Source organism: Streptomyces sp. NPDC014995 (genome assembly GCF_043080745.1).
Lineage (GTDB): Bacteria > Actinomycetota > Actinomycetes > Streptomycetales > Streptomycetaceae > Streptomyces.
Map to the genome: position 1 here is coordinate 18,284 of NZ_JBIBVX010000012.1, position 19,963 is coordinate 38,246.

Here is a 19,963-nt window from a genome sequence, read left to right on the forward strand (position 1 = left end):
ACGGTTCGAACGCACCGGCGTACGGCAGCACCGCCCCCCGGGGGAACCATGGCTTCTCCGTGGCGGGCTAGCATCCCCGGCATGACTACAGATGCCGGTGCCTCTCCCCTCGATGTCGAGATCGGCGCCCTCAAGGGTGGGTCCGCGGGGCTCTCTCAGTACGTCGGACAGGTCGTTCTGATGGTGAACGTGGCCTCCAAGTGTGGGCTGACGCCCCAGTACTCGGGCCTGGAGCGGCTCCAGGAGCGGTATGCCGAGAAGGGGTTCACCGTGCTCGGGGTGCCCTGCAACCAGTTCCTCGGGCAGGAGCCGGGGAGCGCCGAGGAGATCGCGGAGTTCTGCTCGGCGACGTACGGCGTGACCTTCCCGCTGACCGAGAAGGTCGAGGTGAACGGGGAGGGCCGCCATCCGCTGTACGAGCGGCTCGTCGGGTTCGCCGACGGCGAGGGGCACAGCGGCGACATCCGGTGGAACTTCGAGAAGTTCCTGATCGGGCGGGACGGCAGCGTCGTCGCGCGGTTCTCGCCGCAGACCGAGCCCGAGTCGGCGGAGGTCGTCGCCGCGATCGAGGCCCAGCTGGGCTGACCCCCGCTTGACCTTGCCCCTGGGGCAGGGACGAGCGTCTCCCCGCCGGGCGGAGAAGGCCGCCCGGCGACGGAGGATGACGTGGTGGACGTACGGGACGACGAACTGCTCACCATCGGCGCGTTCGCGGCGCGGGCCCGCCTGTCGGCCAAGGCGCTGCGGCTGTACGACCGGCTGGGGCTGCTCGCCCCGGCGCACGTCGACGAGGCCAGCGGTTACCGGTACTACCGCGCCGGTCAGGTGGACCGGGCGCGTCTCGTGGCCATGCTGCGCCGGCTGGACATGCCGCTCGCCCGGGTCGCCGAGGTGGTCGGCGCGGCGGACGGCACCGAGGCCGCCGGCCTGCTCGCCGCCTACTGGGCGGACGTCGAGGCACGGTTCGCGGCCGGGCGGACGCTCGCCGAGTACCTCCGTGGACGACTGTCGGGGAGGAGCTCCGAGATGTACGGCACGTTCGCGGTCGAGACGGTCGACGTACCCGCGCAGGTGGTGATCACCGAGAAACGGCACACGCTGGCGGACGAACTGCCCGCCTGGATCGGCGCGTCCCTGGGCCGGCTGGAGGAGGGCGCGGCGGCCTGCGGCGGCGTTACGGGGGCGCCGTTCGTCGTCTACTACTCCGAGGTGTCCATGGAGAGCGACGGGCCCGCCGAGTCGTGCGTGCCGGTCGCCGACGAGGCGGCGGCGCGGGCGTGGGCGGCGGAGCAGGGCCGGGGCCGGGACGTCTCGGTCCGGGTGGAGCCGGCGAGGCGGCTCGCCCGCACGCGGATCGCCAAGGCACAGGTCGCCCATCCCCAGATCCTGGCCGCGTTCGAGGCGGTGGAGGCGTGGATGAACCGGGAGGGCCTGGAGTACGACGGCCCGTGCCGGGAGATCTACTTCGCCGACTGGGATGCGGCGGGACCGCAGGACCCGGTGTGCGACGTGGCGTTCCCCGTGCGGTGATCAGGTGGCGCGCGGGGAACCAGCCGAGCCCCCTCGGCAAGGACGGCGAGCTCGTCGAGAGGGCTCTTTCGGTGGTGCGTGTACAGGTGTCAGCCGTGGCATGGGGCGAGGATCGGGGAGATCCTCGTCCTACGCCTTGACCGAGGCGACGAAGAGGTTCCACGCGTCGGCGGGGAAGTCCAGCACGGGCCCGTCCTCGACCTTGGAGTCCCGTACGGCCATGGCCGCGACGACCGGCGACTTGACCTCGACGCACGCGCCGTTGCCGGTCGAGTAGGTGGACTTGGTCCAGGTGTCCGTGATGCCCTGACGGATTGCCATTTTTGCTCCGTATTGCCAGTGTGATGAGTTGCTGTCGCCGTACGCGGGGCACGACTGCGGCCCACGGCACGGTTTCCGCCAACGGTGTTGCTCGATGGCGTGATCGACGCTACTCGCCAACATCGGCTGACGAAGGGACTATTCACTCGACTGGATGGCATATTCCAGGTGGGTCTTCCCTCGCGGCCGGATGAGGGTGTACGGTGCGGCACCTTCCCGGCCAGGGGGCCGATGCAGACCCGGCGACGGACCCGCGGGAGACCGGCAGCGACCCGGCAGAGATCCGGCGACGGACCCGCGGGAGACCGGCAGCGACCCGGCAGAGATCCGGCGACGGACCCGCGGGAGACCGGCAGCGACCCGGCAGAGATCCGGCCTAGCGGGCGTACTCCTTCGCGATGTCGGCGATGAACTGGCGGGACTGCTCCACGTTCAGCGCCTGCGCCCGCAGGTGTTCGTACATCACGCTGTACTTCTGGACGTCGTTCGGCTTCTCCAGGTAGAGGTCGCTGGTGACGCCCTCGATGTAGACGACGCTGGAGTCGGACGCATCGGGGAACTCCAGGATCGCGTACTGGCCGTTCAGGCCCGGGTGCGCGCCCATGTCGAAGGGGATCACCTGCACGGTGACGTGCGGCAGTTGGGACTGCTCGACGAGGTGCTCCAACTGGTCGCGCATGAGGGAGCGATTGCCGACGACCCGCCGCAGGGCCGCCTCGTCCATCACCGTCCACAGGCGCAGCGGGTTCTCCTCCGCGCTGATTCGTTCCTGCCGACGCATGCGCACCTGCACGCGCTTCTCGATCTCGGTGGGCGCGGTCTCCGGCAGCGCTCCCGAGATGAGCGTCTCGGCGTACTGACGGGTCTGCAACAGGCCCGGCACGACCTGCGGGTCGTACACGCGCAGGCTCGCCGCGTCCGTCTCCAGGCCGATGTAGACGCTGTAGGGGACATCCCCGAAGGCATGCCACCAGCCCTGCTGCCGGGAGTCCTTGGCCATCTGCATCAGCGACTCGACGATCCGCTGGTCCTCGACCTCGTAGACCCCGCACAGATCGCGCACGTCGCGCTGGCTGATGCTGCGGCGGCCGTTCTCCAGGCGGCTGATCTTCGACTGGGACACGAGCAGGCGGTCGGCGACCTGTTCGGCCGTCATGCCCTTGTCCTCGCGGAGCTTGCGCAACTCCTGGCCCAGCCGGCGCCGCCGGACGGTGGGATTGACATTGGACGCCACGGGACGTGCACCTCCGGCTGCGTGCCTGTAACTAACACTTTCCGTATCTGCTGTTGAGCAGACTGCCACCAAGGTGCTTCCTACCGCTGGAAAACGGTGGATATGCGGCCGGTACGCGCCAGCTGGGCGTTTCTCCCACTCACCCCCGGACATGCGTCCGCGCGGGGCGGCGGCGCCGTGTGTCCCGGGGGACGTACGGCGTCACCACCCCGCGCGGGCCGCGGCGGCTCCCGAACGGGTCTTGCGGGTCTTGCGGGTCTTGCGGGTCTTGCGCGTCGTACGGGGCGTAGGGGACGGCCTGGTGGATCACGTCCCTCACGGGTCTTACGGTCCTACAGGTCTTACGGTCCTACGGGTCTGACGGTGCTGCGGGTCCTACGTGCCTCACGTTCCTTGAGGCGGTAGGGGTCCTACGGGCCGTTCGGGCCACTCGGGCCACTCGGGCCGTACGGGTGCGTCGTGGAACTGCGGCTCAGTGGGCCACGACGCGCGCCATCGAGCCTCGGTGCGGCTGCGCCGGAACGCCACGGGCGGGTTCCGGAGCGGACCTCGCTCCCGGTCCGGCCTGGCGGCCGGTCTGGGCCGGGCTGCGGCGAGGCTGGGCCACGGCGCCGTTCTGAACGTCCATCACGGCGTGCGCCACGAGCCCGCCCATGGGGTCGTGCCGAATCAGGTCCCGCAACCGGGATCGCGACGAGCGTCCTTCGTTACCCGGGTACAGATGCTTGCCGAGGCCGACCGCGTGCGCCAGCGCGGCGAGCGCCGCGGTCCGCGGGTCCGGCGGTACGCCGGTGCGGATCGCGGAGTCCAGTCGGGCTCTGATCTCCCGGCTGATCTCGGTCTCCGTCGCCTGGTAGCGAGTCGTCGGCAGCACTCCGCACATCTGGCCCGCCACGGCATGCACCATGCCGCACCGCTCCAGATGCGAGAGGTAGGTCTGGCGCAGCCCGAGACGCGGCCCGCCAATCCAGTGGACGGCCCGAACCGGAGCGCCACGCCTTCGCAGCAACTCCAACGCGCAGTCCAGTGTCGGATCTCCAGTCGGCCGTGGGGACACCACGGCGATACGATCCCCGTCTGGGGCTATCCGTCCGGCCAGCGCCAGCTCCACTAGCTGTGCTCCGGCCAGACCAAGGTCGAGCGACTGCGGCTGTGCAGTGGTACCCGTGGCCGGGTCCAGTGCCAGCAACAGAAGCTCCTCCGGAAGTGTTCTGCGGCTCCTGCCCATCCATGCCTCCCCGCGTGGATGAATGACAGGGTGACCCCTCTCACATTCATCTGTCGAGGGTGCGTGACCGGTTCGTAGTGGAACCAGTAGGTATGTCGTTCTCGTCTACCGCAGGAGCCAAGCCCTCTACACAGGACACTGGTACATGGTTCGGACAGCGTCGTACGGCGGTGTCCCGGGCGGCGGTTCATGGGTTCGGCAGGCGCGCGGTGGGCGTGCGGCACATGGAGGAGGCATCGGTGGCGGGCGAGTCCCCCGACAGGTCGAAGCAGCGCGAGTCGTCGGCAGAACCGACGTCGGGGAGCGCGGGCACGGTTCCCGAGGCACGGGATCCTCGGGTACCGGTGACGCGGGAGAGCGAGGCGTCGACTCCGGCGCGCGGCGGGGTGGATACGGCCACTCGGGTGTTCTCCGTACGGGATCTGAAGACCGGGGACCCGGCCGGGGACTCCGACGAGCGTGACGAGCCCGAGCCCGAGCCCGAGGCCGCCGAGGAGCCCGAGGAGGCCGCCCAGGGCGCTTCCGAGGCGGCCGGGGACTCCGACGGCCCCGACAGCGCGCAGAGCCCCGACAGGGCCGCCGAAGCCCCCGAGAACCGGGACGAGCGCCTGCGGGCGGCTGTGGCCCAGTGGGTGACCTCGGCGGACGAGAAGACCGACGAGAAAGCCGGCGATAAGGCCGACAAGGCGGCCGGGGAGTCCGAGAAGGCCGACGAAGCGGCCACCGATGACCGGGCCGAGACCGAGGACGCAGCCGAGACCGAGGACGCGGCCGAGGCTCAGGGGAAGGCCGACGAGGACGCCGACGCCGAAAGCTCCACCGACGCCGACACCGAGCCGGAGGACGAGGCCGAGCCCGCGTCGAAGCCCGCGCCGAAGTGGGCGGTGGACTCCGACGAGGACGCGGACTCCGGGGCCGTCGGCAAGGACGACTTGCCGAAGCCCGAGCCGAAGTCCGCCGTCCCGAAGTCCGACAAGCCCGACCACGAGGACGACGAACACGACAAGGGCGACGAGGACGACGAGCCCAAGGGTGACTCCCCCGTCGACCAGCCCACCGCCGTCTTCAAGGCCGTACGGCCCGTCAAGCCCGCCGTCGACCAGCCGACGGCCATGCTGAAGCTGGGTGGCGCCGCCAAGGCGGCCTCCCCGGCGACGGACACGAAGGCCGACAAGGCCGACGAGGACCAGAAGCCCGGCAAGGACGAGAAGCCCCAGAAGGGCTCAGACCAGGACAAGCCCGCATCCGCGTCCGAGACTGAGGCCAAGCCCGAGCCTGAGCCCAAGTCTGAGGCCCGGCCCAAGCCCGAGCCCGAGGTCGAGCGGACCAGTAAGTTCGTCGCGCTCAAGCCTCTCGACGACCCCGCCATCCGCAGGCCGAAGCCGTCGGGGCCCGCGCAGCCCGCCGCCCCGGCCGACTCCACCGCCGTCGTCCCGCAGATCGGTCCCGAGCGGACCACCCAGCAGCCGCTGCCGCCGAAGCCGCCGCTGGATCTGCTGGCCGAGCTGACGAACACCCCGCCGCCCCCGCCGACTCCGCTGCGCACGCTGGCCCGACGGGTCAAGATCTGGACGCCGCTGGTCATCCTGCTGGCGATCGTGTTTGCGATCGTGCAGGCCGTGCGACCGCTGCCGGCGACCGCGCTGACGCTCACCGCGAAGGACTCGTACACCTTCGAGGGCGGCAAGCTCACGCTGCCGTGGCCGGACGAGGGCCAGGGCGCGATGGACGTCAACGGCCTCGGCACGATGGACGCCTTCGGGGAGCAGAAGCCGGTCGCCATCGGGTCCGTCGCCAAGGCGATGACGGCGTACGTCGTCCTCAAGGACCACACGCTGAAGTCGGGCGAGGAGGGGCCGAGCATCCCCGTGGACGCCACCGCCGAGAAGGAGGGCGGCTACGACCAGCAGGGCGAGTCCACGCTCAACACCGTCAAGGAGGGCGACAAGCTCACCCTGCGTCAGGCGATCTCGGCGATCATGATCCCGTCGGCCAACAACATCGCGCGGCTCCTGGCGCGTTGGGACGCGGGCACCGAGGCGGACTTCATCCAGAAGATGAACGACGCCGCCCGGGACCTCGGGATGACGAACACGACGTACACCGACGCCTCCGGGCTGAAGGAGACCACCGTCTCCACCGCCGAGGACCAGGTGAAGCTGGGCAACGAGCTGGTGAAGATGCCCGCGCTGGTGGAGATCACCAAGCTGCCGGAGTGGACCGACCCGTCCGGTCAGAAGTGGCGCAACTACAACACGCTCGTCCCCTACAACAACGCCATCGGCATCAAGACCGGTTCGACCACCAAGGCCGGCGGCAACCTGCTGTTCGCCGCCACCCAGGAGGTCGGCGGCGAGACCGTGACCCTGGTCGGCGCGGTCCTCGGCCAGCACAGGTCGCCGATCATCGACACGGTCAACGCGGTCAGCAAGACCGCGCTGCTCGCCGCCCAGGACGGGCTGGTCTCGGCGAAGATCCTCAAGAGGGGCGACGTCGTCGGGTACGTGGACGACCAGATGGGCCACCACACCCCGGTCGTGGTCACGAAGGACGTCACGGCGGTCGGCTGGGCCGGGCTGACGACGAAGCTGTCGTTCGCCTCCGGGGACGTCCCGCACACGGCGAAGGCCGGTACCCAGGTGGGGACGCTCACCGTCGGCGACGGCTCCGGCGGCGCGGTCGAGGTGCCGGTCGCGCTTCAGGAGGACCTGGTCGAGCCGGGCTTCTCGGACAAGCTGACGCGCATCGGCTGAGCCACGCGCCGCGTACGACCGTCCCGCACCCCGCCAGGGCAGCCGCCCGGCGGGGTGCGTGCTAGCGTCACGAAACGGGACAGGTCGGCGGTCGCGGCGACGCGGCCGTGAAGCGGGCGCGAACGGGACGCGGCCGAGAACAGAAGACGGGACACGGGGAGTGCCTTCAGGTGGCCACTGCGGAGCCGACACGCGCCGACAACACCGGTCCGGACCCGGACACCGGCCCGCGGGTACGCCTGCCCGCACCTCAGTCGGGCGACCATGACCGCGCCGACGACCGCGCCGACGGTCACACCGGCGACCGGGCCGGCGGCCACGACCGCGGGCGCGACGCGGGCGGGCGGGAAGCCGTCGCCGGGGACGCCCCGGCGCCCCGGGCGTCCCAGGCCGCCCCGGGACCCGTCCCCCCGGTGTCGCGCGTGAGCGCCGTCGCCGAGCGGGTGGGCGGATGGCTCCGGCGCCATCTCGTGCTCTCGATCACAGGCCTCTCCGGTGTACTGCACCTCCTCTGGTTCTTCACGTTCGCGAACAGCGGCGGGGATCTGGCGGCGCAGGACGCGTGGGCCGAGTTCGTCGGCCGGCACCCCGACTCCGCGTACAACCTCGCCTGGTACGGCGGGATGCACCCGGTGTCGTACAGCGTGGTGTCGCCGTACCTGATGTCCGTCCTCGGTGTGCGGACGACGATGATGATCGCCGGGACGCTCTCGGCGGGGCTGCTGACGCTGGTCCTGCTGCGCTGCCGGCCGGTGCGGAACCCGGTGTGGCCGGCGCTGGCGGGGGTCTTCGCGCTGCTGTGCAACGCGGCGTCGGGACGGGTGACGTTCGGACTGGGCAACATGTTCGCGCTCGGCGCGGTCGCCGTGGTGTTCTGCTGGCCGTACCGCTGGCGCTACAAGCGGTGGGCGAAGGCGCTGTGCGCGGCGCCCCTCGCCGCGCTCGCCACCATGGGGTCGCCGGTCGCGGGCCTCTTCGTGGGTCTGGTGGCGGTGGCGCTGTTCCTCCAGAAGCGGCGGCCGGGCGCGTGGGCGCTGGGCCTCGCCCCGAGCGCGGTCGTCGCCGTCTCCGCCTGGCTGTTCCCCTTCTCCGGCACCCAGCCGATGTCGTTCGGCTCGGCGTCGCTGCCGCTGCTGTTCTCGGTCATCGTCTACGCCGTCGTGCCGCGCGACTGGCGGACCGTACGGATCACGGCGGCGGTGTACGGGCTCGCGGTGCTGCTGGTGTGGGTCATCAGCTCGCAGATCGGGTCCAACATCACGCGGCTGTCGATGCTGTTCGCGGGCGTGGTGCTGATGGCGGCGCTGCCGTTCGCGGTGCCGCGCAGCCGCAAGTGGTACGTGATCGTGCTGTCCTCGCTCCTCTTCGTCGGCTGGATCGGCTACAAGTCGGTCGACGACATCGTGCGGACGACGCCGGCCGCGTCCTGGGCGCGTGAGCTGGCCCCGCTGGTCAACGAGTTGCAGGAGGTCGGCGCGGAGAGGGGCCGGGTGGAGGTCGTCCCGGCCCGCTCGCACCGCGAGGCGTCCGCGCTCGCGCCCTACGTCAACCTGGCCCGCGGCTGGAACCGGCAGGCCGACATGGAGCGCAACCCGCTCTTCTACGACGACACCCTCAACTCCGCGAACTACCACCAGTGGCTCCAGCGGTGGGCCGTGCACTTCGTGGTCGTGCCCAAGGACGAGCCCGACGGGGACGGCGGGCAGCGGGAGCGGGAGCTGGTGCAGCGGGGGCTGCCGTATCTGAAGCAGATCTGGGGCGACGCCAACTGGCAGCTGTTCCGGGTCACCGACCCGGCCCCGCTCGCCGAGCCGAACGCGGTCGTGCAGCTGGCGGCGCAGGGTGAGATGACGATCGACGTGCGCAAGGCGGGGCGGATCCTCATCCGGATCCCGTACTCGCCGTGGCTGAGCATCGTCGACGCGGACGGCAAGAGCCTGGAGCCGCCGCAGGAGACGGAGGCGTCCAAGGACCGGCCCGAGGGCGAGCCGAAGACGTACGAGAACGTCAACGGGTGCCTGTTCGAGACGGAGGAGGACGCGGAGGGCGACAAGTGGACCATGCTGGTCGCTCCGAAGGCGGGGACGTACCGGCTGGCGGCGCCCTACCAGGTGCCCCGGGGCACGCCCTGCCCCGACGAGCTCAAGTGATCACCGGAGCCGATCGACGTACCGGTCGGTCCCCGGCACCGTCGGGATGAACGGGGCCGCAAGTTCCACCCTGCCCAGGCCCGACTTCGCCACCGCCTCGCCCAGGCCGGCGAAGTGGGGCTGCCAGCAGTCCCCCGGGTCGGTCTCCAGGAACCACAGCAGGGTCAGGCGGGTGTCGACGCCCTCGACCTGCTTGACGTAGGTCATGCGGTCGCCGGGGAGGGGGGTCGGGCGGAAGACGGTCACCAGCGCGGCCGGGGAGGCGGCGAGGCGTTCGGGGAGGTGGCGGGTGCGGAGCCACTCCAGGAGTTCGGCGCGTCGCGCCGGGGACTCGGTGTCGATCACCTCCAGGACCAGGCCGGCGTAGGGGTGGTCCAGGGCGTGGACGTCGCGGGGGCCCGCCGCGCCGTCCCGGTAGACCGTGGCCTCGTGGTCGTGGAACGCGGTGAAGACGTGGGTGCGGTCCCGGTAGACGCGGGCATCCCGGTTGAGGCGCCTGTTGATGGCGACCGTCCAGCGCATGTGGTCGTCGTAGCGGCCGGCGGTGATCCAGTAGGTGGAGAGGTAGCAGCCGGCGGTGACGGGCCGGGCGACGGCCGACGTGTCGGGGTGGCGGAGGAGCTGGAGGTCGCGGGTGGCGACCCAGCGGCGGCCGGCGTACATCCAGGGCATGGCCATCGCGCCGGCGTAGTAGTGGTCGTCCTCGTACCAGCGGTTGTAGGCGTACTCGTGGCCGGGGTGCGGTTCGACCAGGGTGATCAGGGCGTGGCCGGGGTGGACCCCGTAGGGGCCTACGGCGGCCAGTTCGGCGTACGTCTCGCTGCGGGTCTCCTCGGACACGGCCTTCCCCTTCCGTCCTCCTGCGGTCGCCCATACTCTGACGCTCCGTCAGATGATGCGCCAGAGCCGGGAGGTCCCGCGATGTCCCCGATGTCACTGCTCGCCGGCAGGACCGTCGTCGTCTCGGGAGTCGGCGCCGGGCTCGGTCACCAGGTCGCCGCGGCGGTCGTCCGGGACGGCGGGAACGCGGTGCTGGGGGCGCGGACCGAGGCCAACCTGGCCAAGAGCGCGGCCGAGATCGATCCGGACGGCAGGCACACGGCGTTCCGGGCGACCGACATCACCGACGAGGGACGGTGCGCGGAACTGGCGGAGCTGGCGAGGGAGCGGTTCGGGGGGATCGACGCGGTGGTGCACGTGGCGGCGTTGGACTCCTGCTTCGGCGGGCTGGAGGACGCGGACTTCGCGACCTGGCAGTCGGTGATCGACGTGAACCTGCTGGGTTCGCTGCGGATGACGCGGGCCTGTCTGGGCGGTCTGAAGGCGCGGGGCGGGTCGGTGGTGTTCATCGGGACGCAGTCGGCGGTGGCGGCGCCCTCACAGGTGCGGCAGGCGGCGTACGCGGCCTCCAAGGGTGCGTTGACCAGCGCGATGTACTCGCTGGCGCGGGAGCTGGGGCCGTACCGGATCCGGGTGAACACCGTGCTGCCGGGGTGGATGTGGGGGCCGCCGGTGCGGGCCTACGTGCGGTTCACGGCGGCGACGGAGGGGGTGGCGGAGGAGGCCGTGCTCGGGCGGCTGGCGGAGCGGATGGCGTTGCCCGAGCTGGCCACGGACGCGGATGTGGCGGACGCGGCGGTCTTCCTGGCGTCGGACCGGGCCCGGGCCATCACGGGGCAGTCGTTGCTGGTCAACGCCGGGGAGTTGATGCGATGACCGACTGGTTCCGGCCAACTTCCGCTCCGGCCAGGCGTTCAGATACATAAATCCAGGTCATCACGGAGAACTTTTTTACGTGCTCTTGACCTTCCGCTTTCTTGCCGCGGGCATGCCACCCAACTCAGAGTTCACATGCCTGACCCTGGCGGCGGACCCTGGAAGGGGGCACATGAACGGTCTCGACTGGGCCGTGCTCATCGGCTACTTCGGCGTGATGGTCGCCATCGGCGTCTGGTCCCACAAACGGGTCGACAACGTCAGCGACTTCTTCACCGCCGGCGGCAAGATGCCGTGGTGGCTGTCCGGCATCTCCCACCACATGTCGGGCTACAGCGCGGTGATGTTCACGGGCTACGCCGGCATCGCCTACACGTACGGCGTCACCTCCTTCATCACCTGGTCCTTCCCCATCGCCCTCGGCATCGCCATCGGCTCCAAGCTGTTCGCGCCCCGCATCAACCGGCTTCGGTCCCGACTCCATGTCGCTTCCCCGCTGGAGTACCTGAAGAACCGGTACGACCTGAAGACGCAGCAGGCGCTGGCCTGGTCCGGGATGCTGCTGAAGATCGTGGACGTGGGCGCCAAGTGGGCGGCCATCGCGACCCTGCTGTCCGTGTTCACCGGCATCTCGCTGAACCAGGGCATCCTCATCACCGGCACCATCACCGCCGTCTACTGCACGATCGGCGGCCTGTGGGCGGACGCGCTGACCGAGCTGGGCCAGTTCGTCATCCAGCTCCTCGCCGGTGTCGCGATGTTCGTCGCGGTCGTCATGGAACTCGGCGACCAGGGCCTCGGCATCGTCAGCGCCTGGGACGAGCCGGCGCTCCAGGGCCACGAGAAGCCACTGGTCGGCCCCTACGGCACGGTGTTCCTGCTGGCGTTCCTCTTCATCAAGCTCTTCGAGTACAACGGCGGCATGCTCAACCAGGCCCAGCGCTACATGGCCACCCCCAACGCGAAGGAGGCCGAGCGGTCGGCACGGCTGTCGGCGGCGCTGTGGCTGGTGTGGCCGCTCGTGCTGTTCTTCCCGATGTGGATGTCGCCGCTGCTGGTGGAGTCGCAGAAGCCGGACGGCTCCGACTCCTACGCCCTGATGACCGAACAGCTCCTGCCGCACGGCCTGCTGGGGCTCGTCATCGTCGGGTTCTTCTCCCACACGATGGCCATGTGCTCCTCCGACGCCAACGCCATCGCGGCCGTCTTCACCCGGGACTGCGCACCCGTGGTGTGGGCCAGGGCACGGACGTGGAGCGAGGGCCAGGGCCTGCGCGTGGCCCGCGTCGCGACGGTCGTCTTCCTCGGCCTGTCCATGGCGGCGGCCACGCAGGTCAACTCGCCCGCGTTCCAGGACATCATCACCGTCGTGATCAAGTGGGTGGCCGGGCTGATGGGCCCGATGGCGATCCCGATGATGCTCGGCCTGCTGCGGGTCTTCCGCCGCTCCGGCCCGACGGCCGCCCTGGTGAGCTGGTCGATGGGTCTGCTCGCCTTCTGGCTGGTCAACTACCCGATCAACTGGAACGTCGAGGGCGGGGTGCCGTTGCAGTACCAGGTGTCCGTGCCGCTGGCGGTGTCGCTGGTGCTGTACATCCTGGTCGGCTTCGTGAAGCCGGAGGACACCCCGGAGCGACTCGCGATCATCGAGCGGATCAACTCCGACGGGGACGGCGACTTCTCGGGTGCGGCGGCGGCCGTACCGGAACCGAGGGACGCGGTGCCGACGCCCGTGAAGGACTAGTGCCGCAACAGGCACCGTTCGCCCCGTCGGGCAAACGGTGCCTGCCGCGGCACTAGCACCCGTCCGGGCGCGCCATGGTCTAGGCGCTCCTCGGGTAGCGGGCCAGCCAGCCCGGGGACGCTCCCGCGGGGCCGTGCAGGGCCGGGCCCTGGGTCATCTCCATCGCGAAGTCGTCGGCCAGTTCCAGCAACGTGGGACGGCCCTCCAGCTCGGCCAGCCAGGCCGGCGGGAGGGCCGTCTCGCCGTGCAGGGCGCCGAGCAGGCCGCCGGCCAGGGCGCCGGTCGACGCGGAGGGGGCGCCGTGGTTCACCGCGAGGCGCAGGCCGTGGCGGACGTCCTCGGCGACCAGGGCGCAGTAGACCGCGGCGGACAGCACCGCCGGGGCCGTCCCCGCCCCGGCCAGTTCCTCCACCCGCGCCGGGCCGGGCAGCCCCTGCCGTACGGCGCCCAGCGCGTGCTGCAACGCCTCCGACACCGGCTCGTGCCCCGGGCGCGCGGCCAGCAGGGCGAGGACCCGCTGCACCGCGCCGTCGAGACTGTCGCCGCGGGCCAGCGCGTGCACGGTCACCGCGTACGCGCCCGCCGCCAGGTACGCGGTGGGGTGGCCGTGGGTCTGGGCCGCGCACTCGACGGCCAACTGGGCGACGAGCTGCGGCTCCCAGCCGACCAGCAGCCCGAAGGGCGCCGAGCGGACGGTGGCCTCCGGGCCGGCCTCGCCGGTGTTCTTGGGCTTCTCCAGGGTGCCCATCGTGTCGTCGCCGAGCCCGAGCAGCAGGGCGCGGGTCGGGTCCCGGCGGACGTACAGCCACTCCTCGTGGGCCAGCCAGCCGTCGTCCTTGCGGCGCAGGTCCGGGCCCCAGTCGCGCTGGGTGGCCGCCCATCTCAGATACGCCCGGTGCAGATCGGTCGGCGGATGCCAGGCGCCGGTGTCACGGCGGACCTGGGCGCGGATCAGGCCGTCCACGGTGAAGAGGGTCAGCTGGGTGAGGTGTGTGACGGCGCCGCGGCGGCCGTAGGCGGGGGCGAGGTCGACGAGTCCCTCGGGCCCGTGGGTCTGCCGGATCTCCTCGAGGCCGAGTCCGTCGACGGGGGCCCCGAGCGCGTCGCCGACGGCGGCGCCCAGCAGCGTGCCGCGCACCCGGCTGCGGAAGTCCTGCTGTTCGGTACGGCCCCAGACGGCGCCGGCTGTCGCACCCACCAAGTCCTCCCGGGCACCGTCCGTACGTACGACGCTCGTCACTGTAATCGAGCGAGGACGCGGCGTTGAGGCGTGATCGGGACGACCCTCGGCGGGGCGGGCGCTATGACCTGACTGGGGGTGTTCTGCGACGGGGGCGGGTGGTGAGAGGGAGGTGAAGGTTCGGGGAGTCCCCGCCCCCCGTTCCGGAAGACTCCCCCGGTTCCGGAAGACCCCGCCTCCCGCTCCGAAAGGCCCCCGCCTCCCCTTCGTCCCGCCTCGCCCCGGCGGCCTGCACTCTGGCTCAATGCGCACGGGACGCGCCCACCCCACGGGGAAGATGACCGGCATGACGAACCCCACCTCACGTGCGCTTTACCTCACCGCGACGCTCCTCACCGCCACCGTCGCCCTCTACACCGCCCTCGTCGCCTTCGGGAACATCACCGACTTCGGGACCAACCAGCAGTTCGTGAGACATGTCCTCGCCATGGACACGACGTTCAAGGACGAGGACCTGATGTGGCGGGCCATCACCAGCAAGGGTCTTCAGGACGCCGCGTACGTCGCGATCATCGTCTGGGAGACCGTGGCCGCGCTGGTGCTGATCGCCGGAACCTGGTTGTGGATACGGCGGGACCAGGACCGCGCCCGGCGCGTGTCCACGTACGGGCTGCTCATGCTGATGCTGCTGTTCGGCGGCGGGTTCATCGCGATCGGCGGCGAGTGGTTCGCGATGTGGCAGTCGGGCGACTGGAACGGGCTGGACGCGGCGACCCGGGTGTTCGTCCTCAGCGGGATCGTGCTGCTCGTGCAGTACCTGCCGTTCGGGCAGGCGCCCGCGCGCACGGAGTGAGGCGCTACTCGACGACCCGCACGTTCGTCCCCGTCGCCCCGAACGCCCACAGCGCCGACCCGTCGGCCTTCGGCATGCGGATGCCGCCGGTCTGCGCGCCGGAGGCGGGGGGCGGGGAGGAGCCGTCGACCGCGTTGGAGAAGGCGATGTTGACGCCCGACCTGGCCGAGAAGTAGATGATGTGCTCGATCTCGACGCCGTCCGAGCCCGTGGTGGCGTCCTTGCGCAGGGACACCGTGTAGCTGCCGGGAGCGGGGTCCACCGTGCCCGGCCACACCGTGAACGTGCGCCGGGCCTCGTCGTCCGCGTCGACCAGCCAGACCCGCCGCTGCCCCAGCGAGTAGACGATGCGGCGGCCCGTGCCGGAGCCGTCCGGCACGGGCGCCGCCGTCGGGGTCGCCGAGGCGGAGGAGGCGGGCGTCGCCCCCGCCGCGGCCGACGGGGAGGGCCTGGCCGCCGACGCCGTCGGATGCGGGCCCTTCTCGGCCTGCACCGTCAGAGCACCGACCACGACGATCGCGCCGGCCGTCAGACCGGTGACCCAGGCCCACGAGGGAAGCCGTCGGGCAGCCACGGGCACGCCTCTCCTCAGTCTCCAGCCCCCGGTACCGGGGGTCGGATCATCGTACTGTGAGGCGCCTGTTCCCCGGCTCTCAGTCCAGCACCGGCAGCAGCTCCGGCAACTGGCCGTCCGAGGCCCGAGCCGCCCGTTGCCGTTCCTGCGGGACCTCTCCGTAGAGGGTGGTGCGGGGCTTGGCCGGGCGGCCCGCCGCCTGTGCCACCGCGATCAGGTCCTTGACCGACTTGTAGGAGCCGTAGGAGGAGCCCGCCATGCGGGAGATGGTCTCCTCCATGAGTGTGCCGCCGAGGTCGTTCGCGCCGGAGCGGAGCATTTCGGCCGCGCCTTCCGTGCCCAGTTTCACCCAGCTGGTCTGGATGTTGGGGATGTGGGGGTGCAGGAGGAGGCGGGCCATGGCCGTGACCGCCCGGTTGTCGCGGATGGTCGGGCCGGGGCGGGCGATGCCCGCCAGGTACACCGGGGCGTTGGTGTGGATGAAGGGGAGGGTGACGAACTCCGTGAAGCCGCCGGTGCGTTGCTGGATGCGGGCCAGGGTGCGCAGGTGGCCGAGCCAGTGGCGGGGCTGGTCGACGTGGCCGTACATCATCGTGGACGAGGAGCGGATGCCCAGTTCGTGGGCCGTGGTGATCACCTCGATCCAGGTCGCCGTCGGCAGCTTGCCCTTCGTCAGGACCCAGCGGACCTCGTCGTCGAGGATCTCCGCCGCCGTGCCGGGGATGGAGTCGAGGCCGGCCTCCTTCGCGGCGGTCAGCCACTCGCGCAGGGACATGCCGGTGCGGGTGGCGCCGTTCACCACCTCCATGGGTGAGAAGGCGTGCACGTGCATGCCGGGGACGCGCTCCTTCACCGCCCTCGCGATGTCGAAGTACGCCGTGCCGGGCAGGTCGGGGTGGATGCCGCCCTGCATGCACACCTCCACCGCGCCCACGTCCCAGGCCTGCTGGGCGCGGTCGGCGACCTGCTCCAGGGAGAGGGTGTAGGCGTCGGCGTCCGTGCGGCGCTGGGCGAAGGCGCAGAAACGGCAGCCCGTGTAGCAGACGTTGGTGAAGTTGATGTTGCGGGTGACGATGTAGGTCACGTCGTCGCCGACCGTCGACTTCCGTACGTCGTCGGCCACGTGGCACAGGGCGTCCAGCGCCGGGCCGTCCGCGTGGAGCAGGGCCAGCGCCTCGTCGTCGGTGAGCCGCGTCGGGTCGTCGGCCGCCGTGCGCAGGGCCTGCCGTACGTCCGTGTCGATGCGCTCCGGTGCCATGCCGGGGGCGGCGGCCTCGCGCAGGGCGCCCCAGTCGCCGTACACCTCGTCGAAGTCGTCACGGCGGTCGGACGTACGGCCGTCGGTGTCGATGGTGCGGTGCAGGTCCGTACGGCCGAAGGCCTCGAACGCCTCGTCCGGCTCCTGCCACGGGAGCCCTCGCGGGAGGGCCCCGGACCGGGCCAGGCCCGTCTCCGGGTCGGCGAGGGCGCGGACGTGCGGGAGGAGGCGGGGGTCCAGCCAGGGCTCGCCGCGCGTGACGAACTCCGGGTACACGCAGAGGCGTTCGCGCAGCTCGAACCCGGCGGCCCCGGACCTGGCGGCGAGTTCCTCGATCTGCGGCCAGGGGCGTTCGGGGTTGACGTGGTCGATGGTGAGCGGGGAGACGCCGCCCCAGTCGTCGATGCCGGCGCCGATGAGGCGTTCGTACTCGCTGTCGACGAGGTTCGGCGGGGCCTGGAGGCAGGCGGACGGGCCCATGATGTGACGGGCGACGGCCACCGTGGCGACCAGCTCGTCCAGTTCCGCGTCGGGCATGCCGCGCATCGCGGTGTCCGGCTTGGCGCGGAAGTTCTGGATGATCAGTTCCTGGATGCCGTGGTAGGCCCGCGAGATCTTCCGGAGGGCGAACAGCGACTCCGCGCGCTCCTCGTGGGTCTCGCCGATCCCTATGAGGATCCCGGAGGTGAAGGGGACGGAGGAGCGGCCGGCGTCCTCCAGGACGCGCAGGCGCACGGCGGGCTCCTTGTCCGGGGAGCCGTGGTGCGGGCCGCCGGGCTCCGACCAGAGGCGGGTGGCCGTCGTCTCCAGCATCATGCCCATGCTCGGCGCGACGGGCTTGAGGCGCTGGAAGTCGGTCCAGGTCATGACTCCCGGGTTCAGGTGGGGCAGCAGGCCCGTCTCCTCCAGGATGCGGACGGAGATGGCGCGAACGTAGGCGATGGTGTCGTCGTAGCCGTGCGCGTCGAGCCACTCGCGCGCCTCCGGCCAGCGGTCCTCGGGCTTGTCGCCGAGGGTGATGAGGGCTTCCTTGCAGCCGAGGGCCGCGCCCTTGCGGGCGATGTCGAGGACCTCGTCGGGGGACATGAACATCCCGTGCCCGGCGCGCCGCAGCTTCCCGGGAACGGTGACGAAGGTGCAGTAGTGACACTTGTCCCGGCACAGCCGGGTCAGGGGGATGAAGACGCTCTTCGAGTACGTGATGACGCCGGGGCGCCCGGCTGCCTCCAGACCCGCGTCGCGCACCCGCGCGGCGGACGCGGCGAGGTCGTCGAGGGCCTCGCCGCGGGCCTGGAGCAGAACGGCCGCCTCACTGACGTCGAGGGCGACGCCGTCCCGGGCACGTTTGAGGGCGCGACGCATGGAGTTCTCGGTGGGGCCGGTTCCGGGGGTCGCGGAGGTCGTCATCCTTCGAGCATACGATCACGGTTTCCGGGCGTGGGGCGTGACCAGCGGCGGGGCCGGTCCGGGCAGGACGCGGCCTAGAGGTACTCCGCGTACCCGTCCAGCGCCCGCAGCACCTCCGCCTCCCCCGCCGGGGGGAGCTGCACCACGACCTCCTCGATGCCGAGTTCGGCGTAGTGGGCGAGCTTGCCCGGGCTCGGGTGGACCGCGTACGGCACGACCTGGAGGTCGGCGGGCTCACGGCCCGCGTCGGCCCAGGCGGCGCGCAGCACGGGCAGGGACTCCGACAGGCCCCGTCCGCCGATGGGCAGCCAGCCGTCGGCGTACTCGCAGATGTGGGAGAACAGCTTGGGGCCGGCCGCACCGCCGATCAGGGTGCGCGGGCCGACGACCGGACCCCGCGGCTTGCGGACCGGCTTGGGGTGGGCCTCGCTGGCGCGGACCGAGCCGAAGGGCCCCTCGTGGGCGGTGGGCTCCTCCGACCACAGCGCGCGCATCAACGCCATCCGGTCCCGGACGAGTTCGCGCCGGGTACGCCACTCGACTCCGTGGTCGGCGGCTTCCTCGACGTTCCACCCGTAGCCCAGGCCGAGGGTGAACCGCCCGCCGGAGAGGTGGTCCACGGTCGCGATCTGCTTGGCGAGGTCGATCGGGTCGTGCTGGGCGACGAGCGTGATGCCGGTGCCGAGGCCCAGCGTCTCCGTCACGGCCGCCGCCTGGCCGAGGGCGACGAAAGGGTCGAGGGTACGGCCGTACTCCCGGGGCAGGTCGCCGCCGGCGGGGTAGGGCGTGGTCCGCTCCACGGGGATGTGCGTGTGCTCGGGCAGGTAGAGACCGGCGAAGCCCCGCTGCTCCAGCTCACGGGCGATGCGGGTCGGGGTGATCGTCTCGTCGGTGAGGAAGATCGTGACGGCGATGCGCATGGCGGGCCTTTCGACGACGGCTCTTTCCCGGGGCACGGGCGGGCGGACTGACGCCTCATCTGTACCTGCGGAACGGACATCTGTCCATACCGACTGGTCGGCATCCTCCACGGCCGGTGCACGCCCGCTCCACGGACGGCGGCCGGCTCACCACTCCCCCGCCCCGCCCCCGCAGTCCGCCCACAGCAGCTTCCCGCCTCTCGACGCCCCCGCCGCCTTCGCCGCGCTCCTGGCCTCCGTCAGGGAACGGTGATCTGCGCCTCGCCCGGGGCCAGGTCCGCCACCACCGCCGCGTGGTCCGACGGCCACACCCCGCCCACGGGGCCGTCGCCCGCCCGCCGGATCCGCCGGACGTGGCCCTCGCCGAGCGGGCCCGGTGGGCCCACGTGGATGTAGTCGATGCGGGCGGCGGGCTCCAGCACGCGGGCCGTGTACGGGTTGTCGGGGGTCCAGGTGGCGGCGGGGGCGGACGGGTCGGCGTACTCCCAGGCGTCGTAGAGGACCTGGCCGGGTACGGCCGGCGCGGTCCGGTAGCCGCCGAAGAGACGGATCTCGTCGGAGTCCGGCAAGGCGTTGAAGTCGCCGGTGACGACGGGCGGGAAGTCCGTGCCGCCCCGGTGCCGGGCGACCAGTTCGGCGAGCGCGGTGACCTGGCGGCAGCGCACCGCGGAGGCGTGCAGGGCCGAGGTGAGGTGGGTGGTGAAGAACGGGATGTCGTGGCCGGGGGCGGCGAGGCGGGCGTAGAGGGCCGTGCGGCCGTCTGCCAGTTCGGACGGCGCGGGCAGCGCCAGCGTCTCCTGCTCGGTCACCGGCCAGCGGCTCAGGACCGCGTTGCCGATGTCGACCGACGGGTCGCCGATCCGGCGTTGCCACCGCTCGGGGTCGGGGGACGGGGCCCAGGTCCAGTGCAGGTCGAGTTCGCCGGCGAGCCACTCGGCCTGGTTCTCGCCGCCGGCCGACCACACCTCCTGGAGGCCCACGACGTCGGGGGCGAGATCGCGCAGGACGGACAGGACCGCCTTCTGCCGGTCCCGCCACGGACCGAAACGCCACCACAGGTTCCAGGTCACGACCCGCATCCGCAGCCACCCGCCC

At 71.6% G+C, this 19,963-nt stretch carries 16 protein-coding genes; 7 read left to right on the forward strand and 9 right to left on the reverse strand.

What is annotated here, in order from left to right; translation table 11 throughout:
- Positions 1-48: 48 nt before the first annotated feature.
- On the forward strand, positions 49-585 hold the full coding sequence (locus ACF1A1_RS23575; RefSeq protein WP_392002874.1) for a glutathione peroxidase: 537 nt from the start codon (positions 49-51) through the stop codon (positions 583-585).
- 84 nt (positions 586-669) lie between these two features.
- On the forward strand, positions 670-1,530 hold the full coding sequence (locus tag ACF1A1_RS23580) for a MerR family transcriptional regulator (protein WP_392002876.1): 861 nt from the start codon (positions 670-672) through the stop codon (positions 1,528-1,530).
- 129 nt (positions 1,531-1,659) lie between these two features.
- On the opposite strand, the gene ACF1A1_RS23585 is transcribed toward ACF1A1_RS23580, so the two are convergent.
- The 3 genes from ACF1A1_RS23585 to ACF1A1_RS23595 all read right to left on the reverse strand — a co-directional run bounded on the left by ACF1A1_RS23585 (position 1,660) and on the right by ACF1A1_RS23595 (position 4,313).
- Entirely contained in the window at positions 1,660-1,851 is a 192-nt protein-coding gene (locus tag ACF1A1_RS23585; RefSeq protein ID WP_392002444.1) for a DUF397 domain-containing protein, read from the reverse strand.
- A gap of 376 nt (positions 1,852-2,227) precedes the next feature.
- Positions 2,228-3,085: a helix-turn-helix domain-containing protein gene (locus ACF1A1_RS23590; protein WP_392002445.1), complete on the reverse strand. Its 858-nt coding sequence runs from the start codon at positions 3,083-3,085 to the stop codon at positions 2,228-2,230.
- A gap of 472 nt (positions 3,086-3,557) precedes the next feature.
- On the reverse strand, positions 3,558-4,313 hold the full coding sequence (locus ACF1A1_RS23595; RefSeq protein WP_392002446.1) for a GPP34 family phosphoprotein: 756 nt from the start codon (positions 4,311-4,313) through the stop codon (positions 3,558-3,560).
- A gap of 224 nt (positions 4,314-4,537) precedes the next feature.
- Here ACF1A1_RS23595 and ACF1A1_RS23600 point away from each other — a divergent pair, with 224 nt between their 5' ends.
- Both ACF1A1_RS23600 and ACF1A1_RS23605 read left to right on the forward strand, forming a co-directional pair.
- The gene (locus tag ACF1A1_RS23600; protein ID WP_392002448.1) at positions 4,538-7,066 is read left to right on the forward strand and encodes a D-alanyl-D-alanine carboxypeptidase; all 2,529 of its coding nucleotides are present in this window, start codon (positions 4,538-4,540) and stop codon (positions 7,064-7,066) included.
- A 170-nt stretch (positions 7,067-7,236) separates the two neighbouring features.
- Positions 7,237-9,216: an MFS transporter gene (locus ACF1A1_RS23605; RefSeq protein ID WP_392002449.1), complete on the forward strand. Its 1,980-nt coding sequence runs from the start codon at positions 7,237-7,239 to the stop codon at positions 9,214-9,216.
- Here ACF1A1_RS23605 and ACF1A1_RS23610 read toward each other — a convergent pair whose 3' ends face one another.
- A complete protein-coding gene (locus tag ACF1A1_RS23610) occupies positions 9,217-10,056 on the reverse strand; it encodes a hypothetical protein (RefSeq protein ID WP_392002451.1) in 840 nt (279 codons plus the stop codon).
- A 90-nt stretch (positions 10,057-10,146) separates the two neighbouring features.
- Here ACF1A1_RS23610 and ACF1A1_RS23615 point away from each other — a divergent pair, with 90 nt between their 5' ends.
- Both ACF1A1_RS23615 and ACF1A1_RS23620 read left to right on the forward strand, forming a co-directional pair.
- Positions 10,147-10,932 carry an SDR family oxidoreductase gene (locus ACF1A1_RS23615; protein WP_392002878.1) on the forward strand — a complete coding sequence of 262 codons (786 nt, stop codon included), beginning with the start codon at positions 10,147-10,149 and terminating at the stop codon, positions 10,930-10,932.
- Positions 10,933-11,104: 172 nt separating this feature from the next.
- Complete coding sequence (locus tag ACF1A1_RS23620) at positions 11,105-12,676, forward strand: sodium:solute symporter family protein (protein WP_392002453.1); 1,572 nt, start codon at positions 11,105-11,107, stop codon at positions 12,674-12,676.
- A 79-nt stretch (positions 12,677-12,755) separates the two neighbouring features.
- Here the strand turns inward: ACF1A1_RS23620 and ACF1A1_RS23625 are convergent, their stop codons facing one another.
- Positions 12,756-13,874 carry an ADP-ribosylglycohydrolase family protein gene (locus tag ACF1A1_RS23625; RefSeq protein WP_392002454.1) on the reverse strand — a complete coding sequence of 373 codons (1,119 nt, stop codon included), beginning with the start codon at positions 13,872-13,874 and terminating at the stop codon, positions 12,756-12,758.
- Positions 13,875-14,202: 328 nt separating this feature from the next.
- Between ACF1A1_RS23625 and ACF1A1_RS23630 the strand changes: the two genes are divergently transcribed.
- Positions 14,203-14,709 (forward strand): DUF2165 domain-containing protein, encoded by a 507-nt coding sequence (locus ACF1A1_RS23630; protein WP_392002880.1) that lies wholly within the window; start codon positions 14,203-14,205, stop codon positions 14,707-14,709.
- 4 nt (positions 14,710-14,713) lie between these two features.
- Here ACF1A1_RS23630 and ACF1A1_RS23635 read toward each other — a convergent pair whose 3' ends face one another.
- From ACF1A1_RS23635 to ACF1A1_RS23650, 4 genes are all read right to left on the reverse strand, one after another.
- Positions 14,714-15,289, reverse strand: a complete 576-nt coding sequence (locus ACF1A1_RS23635; protein WP_392002456.1) for a hypothetical protein — start codon at positions 15,287-15,289, stop codon at positions 14,714-14,716.
- Positions 15,290-15,362: 73 nt separating this feature from the next.
- On the reverse strand, positions 15,363-17,948 hold the full coding sequence (locus tag ACF1A1_RS23640; protein WP_392002457.1) for a bifunctional FO biosynthesis protein CofGH: 2,586 nt from the start codon (positions 17,946-17,948) through the stop codon (positions 15,363-15,365).
- A gap of 74 nt (positions 17,949-18,022) precedes the next feature.
- Positions 18,023-18,868, reverse strand: coding sequence for an LLM class F420-dependent oxidoreductase (locus tag ACF1A1_RS23645; RefSeq protein ID WP_392002458.1), 846 nt, complete (start codon positions 18,866-18,868; stop codon positions 18,023-18,025).
- 239 nt (positions 18,869-19,107) lie between these two features.
- Positions 19,108-19,947, reverse strand: a complete 840-nt coding sequence (locus tag ACF1A1_RS23650) for an endonuclease/exonuclease/phosphatase family protein (protein ID WP_392002459.1) — start codon at positions 19,945-19,947, stop codon at positions 19,108-19,110.
- Positions 19,948-19,963: the final 16 nt, after the last annotated feature.

Bases quoted from the DNA above. Each gene is read 5' to 3' on its own strand.
- ACF1A1_RS23575 (WP_392002874.1), top strand. From the start codon at position 49: ATGGCTTCTCCGTGGCGGGCTAGCATCCCCGGCATGACTACAGATGCC.
- ACF1A1_RS23585 (WP_392002444.1), bottom strand. From the start codon at position 1,851: ATGGCAATCCGTCAGGGCATCACGGACACCTGGACCAAGTCCACCTAC.
- ACF1A1_RS23595 (WP_392002446.1), bottom strand. From the start codon at position 4,313: ATGGGCAGGAGCCGCAGAACACTTCCGGAGGAGCTTCTGTTGCTGGCA.
- ACF1A1_RS23600 (WP_392002448.1), top strand. From the start codon at position 4,538: ATGGAGGAGGCATCGGTGGCGGGCGAGTCCCCCGACAGGTCGAAGCAG.
- ACF1A1_RS23615 (WP_392002878.1), top strand. From the start codon at position 10,147: ATGTCACTGCTCGCCGGCAGGACCGTCGTCGTCTCGGGAGTCGGCGCC.
- ACF1A1_RS23620 (WP_392002453.1), top strand. From the start codon at position 11,105: ATGAACGGTCTCGACTGGGCCGTGCTCATCGGCTACTTCGGCGTGATG.
- ACF1A1_RS23630 (WP_392002880.1), top strand. From the start codon at position 14,203: ATGACGAACCCCACCTCACGTGCGCTTTACCTCACCGCGACGCTCCTC.
- ACF1A1_RS23640 (WP_392002457.1), bottom strand. From the start codon at position 17,948: ATGACGACCTCCGCGACCCCCGGAACCGGCCCCACCGAGAACTCCATG.
- ACF1A1_RS23645 (WP_392002458.1), bottom strand. From the start codon at position 18,868: ATGCGCATCGCCGTCACGATCTTCCTCACCGACGAGACGATCACCCCG.
- ACF1A1_RS23650 (WP_392002459.1), bottom strand. From the start codon at position 19,947: ATGCGGGTCGTGACCTGGAACCTGTGGTGGCGTTTCGGTCCGTGGCGG.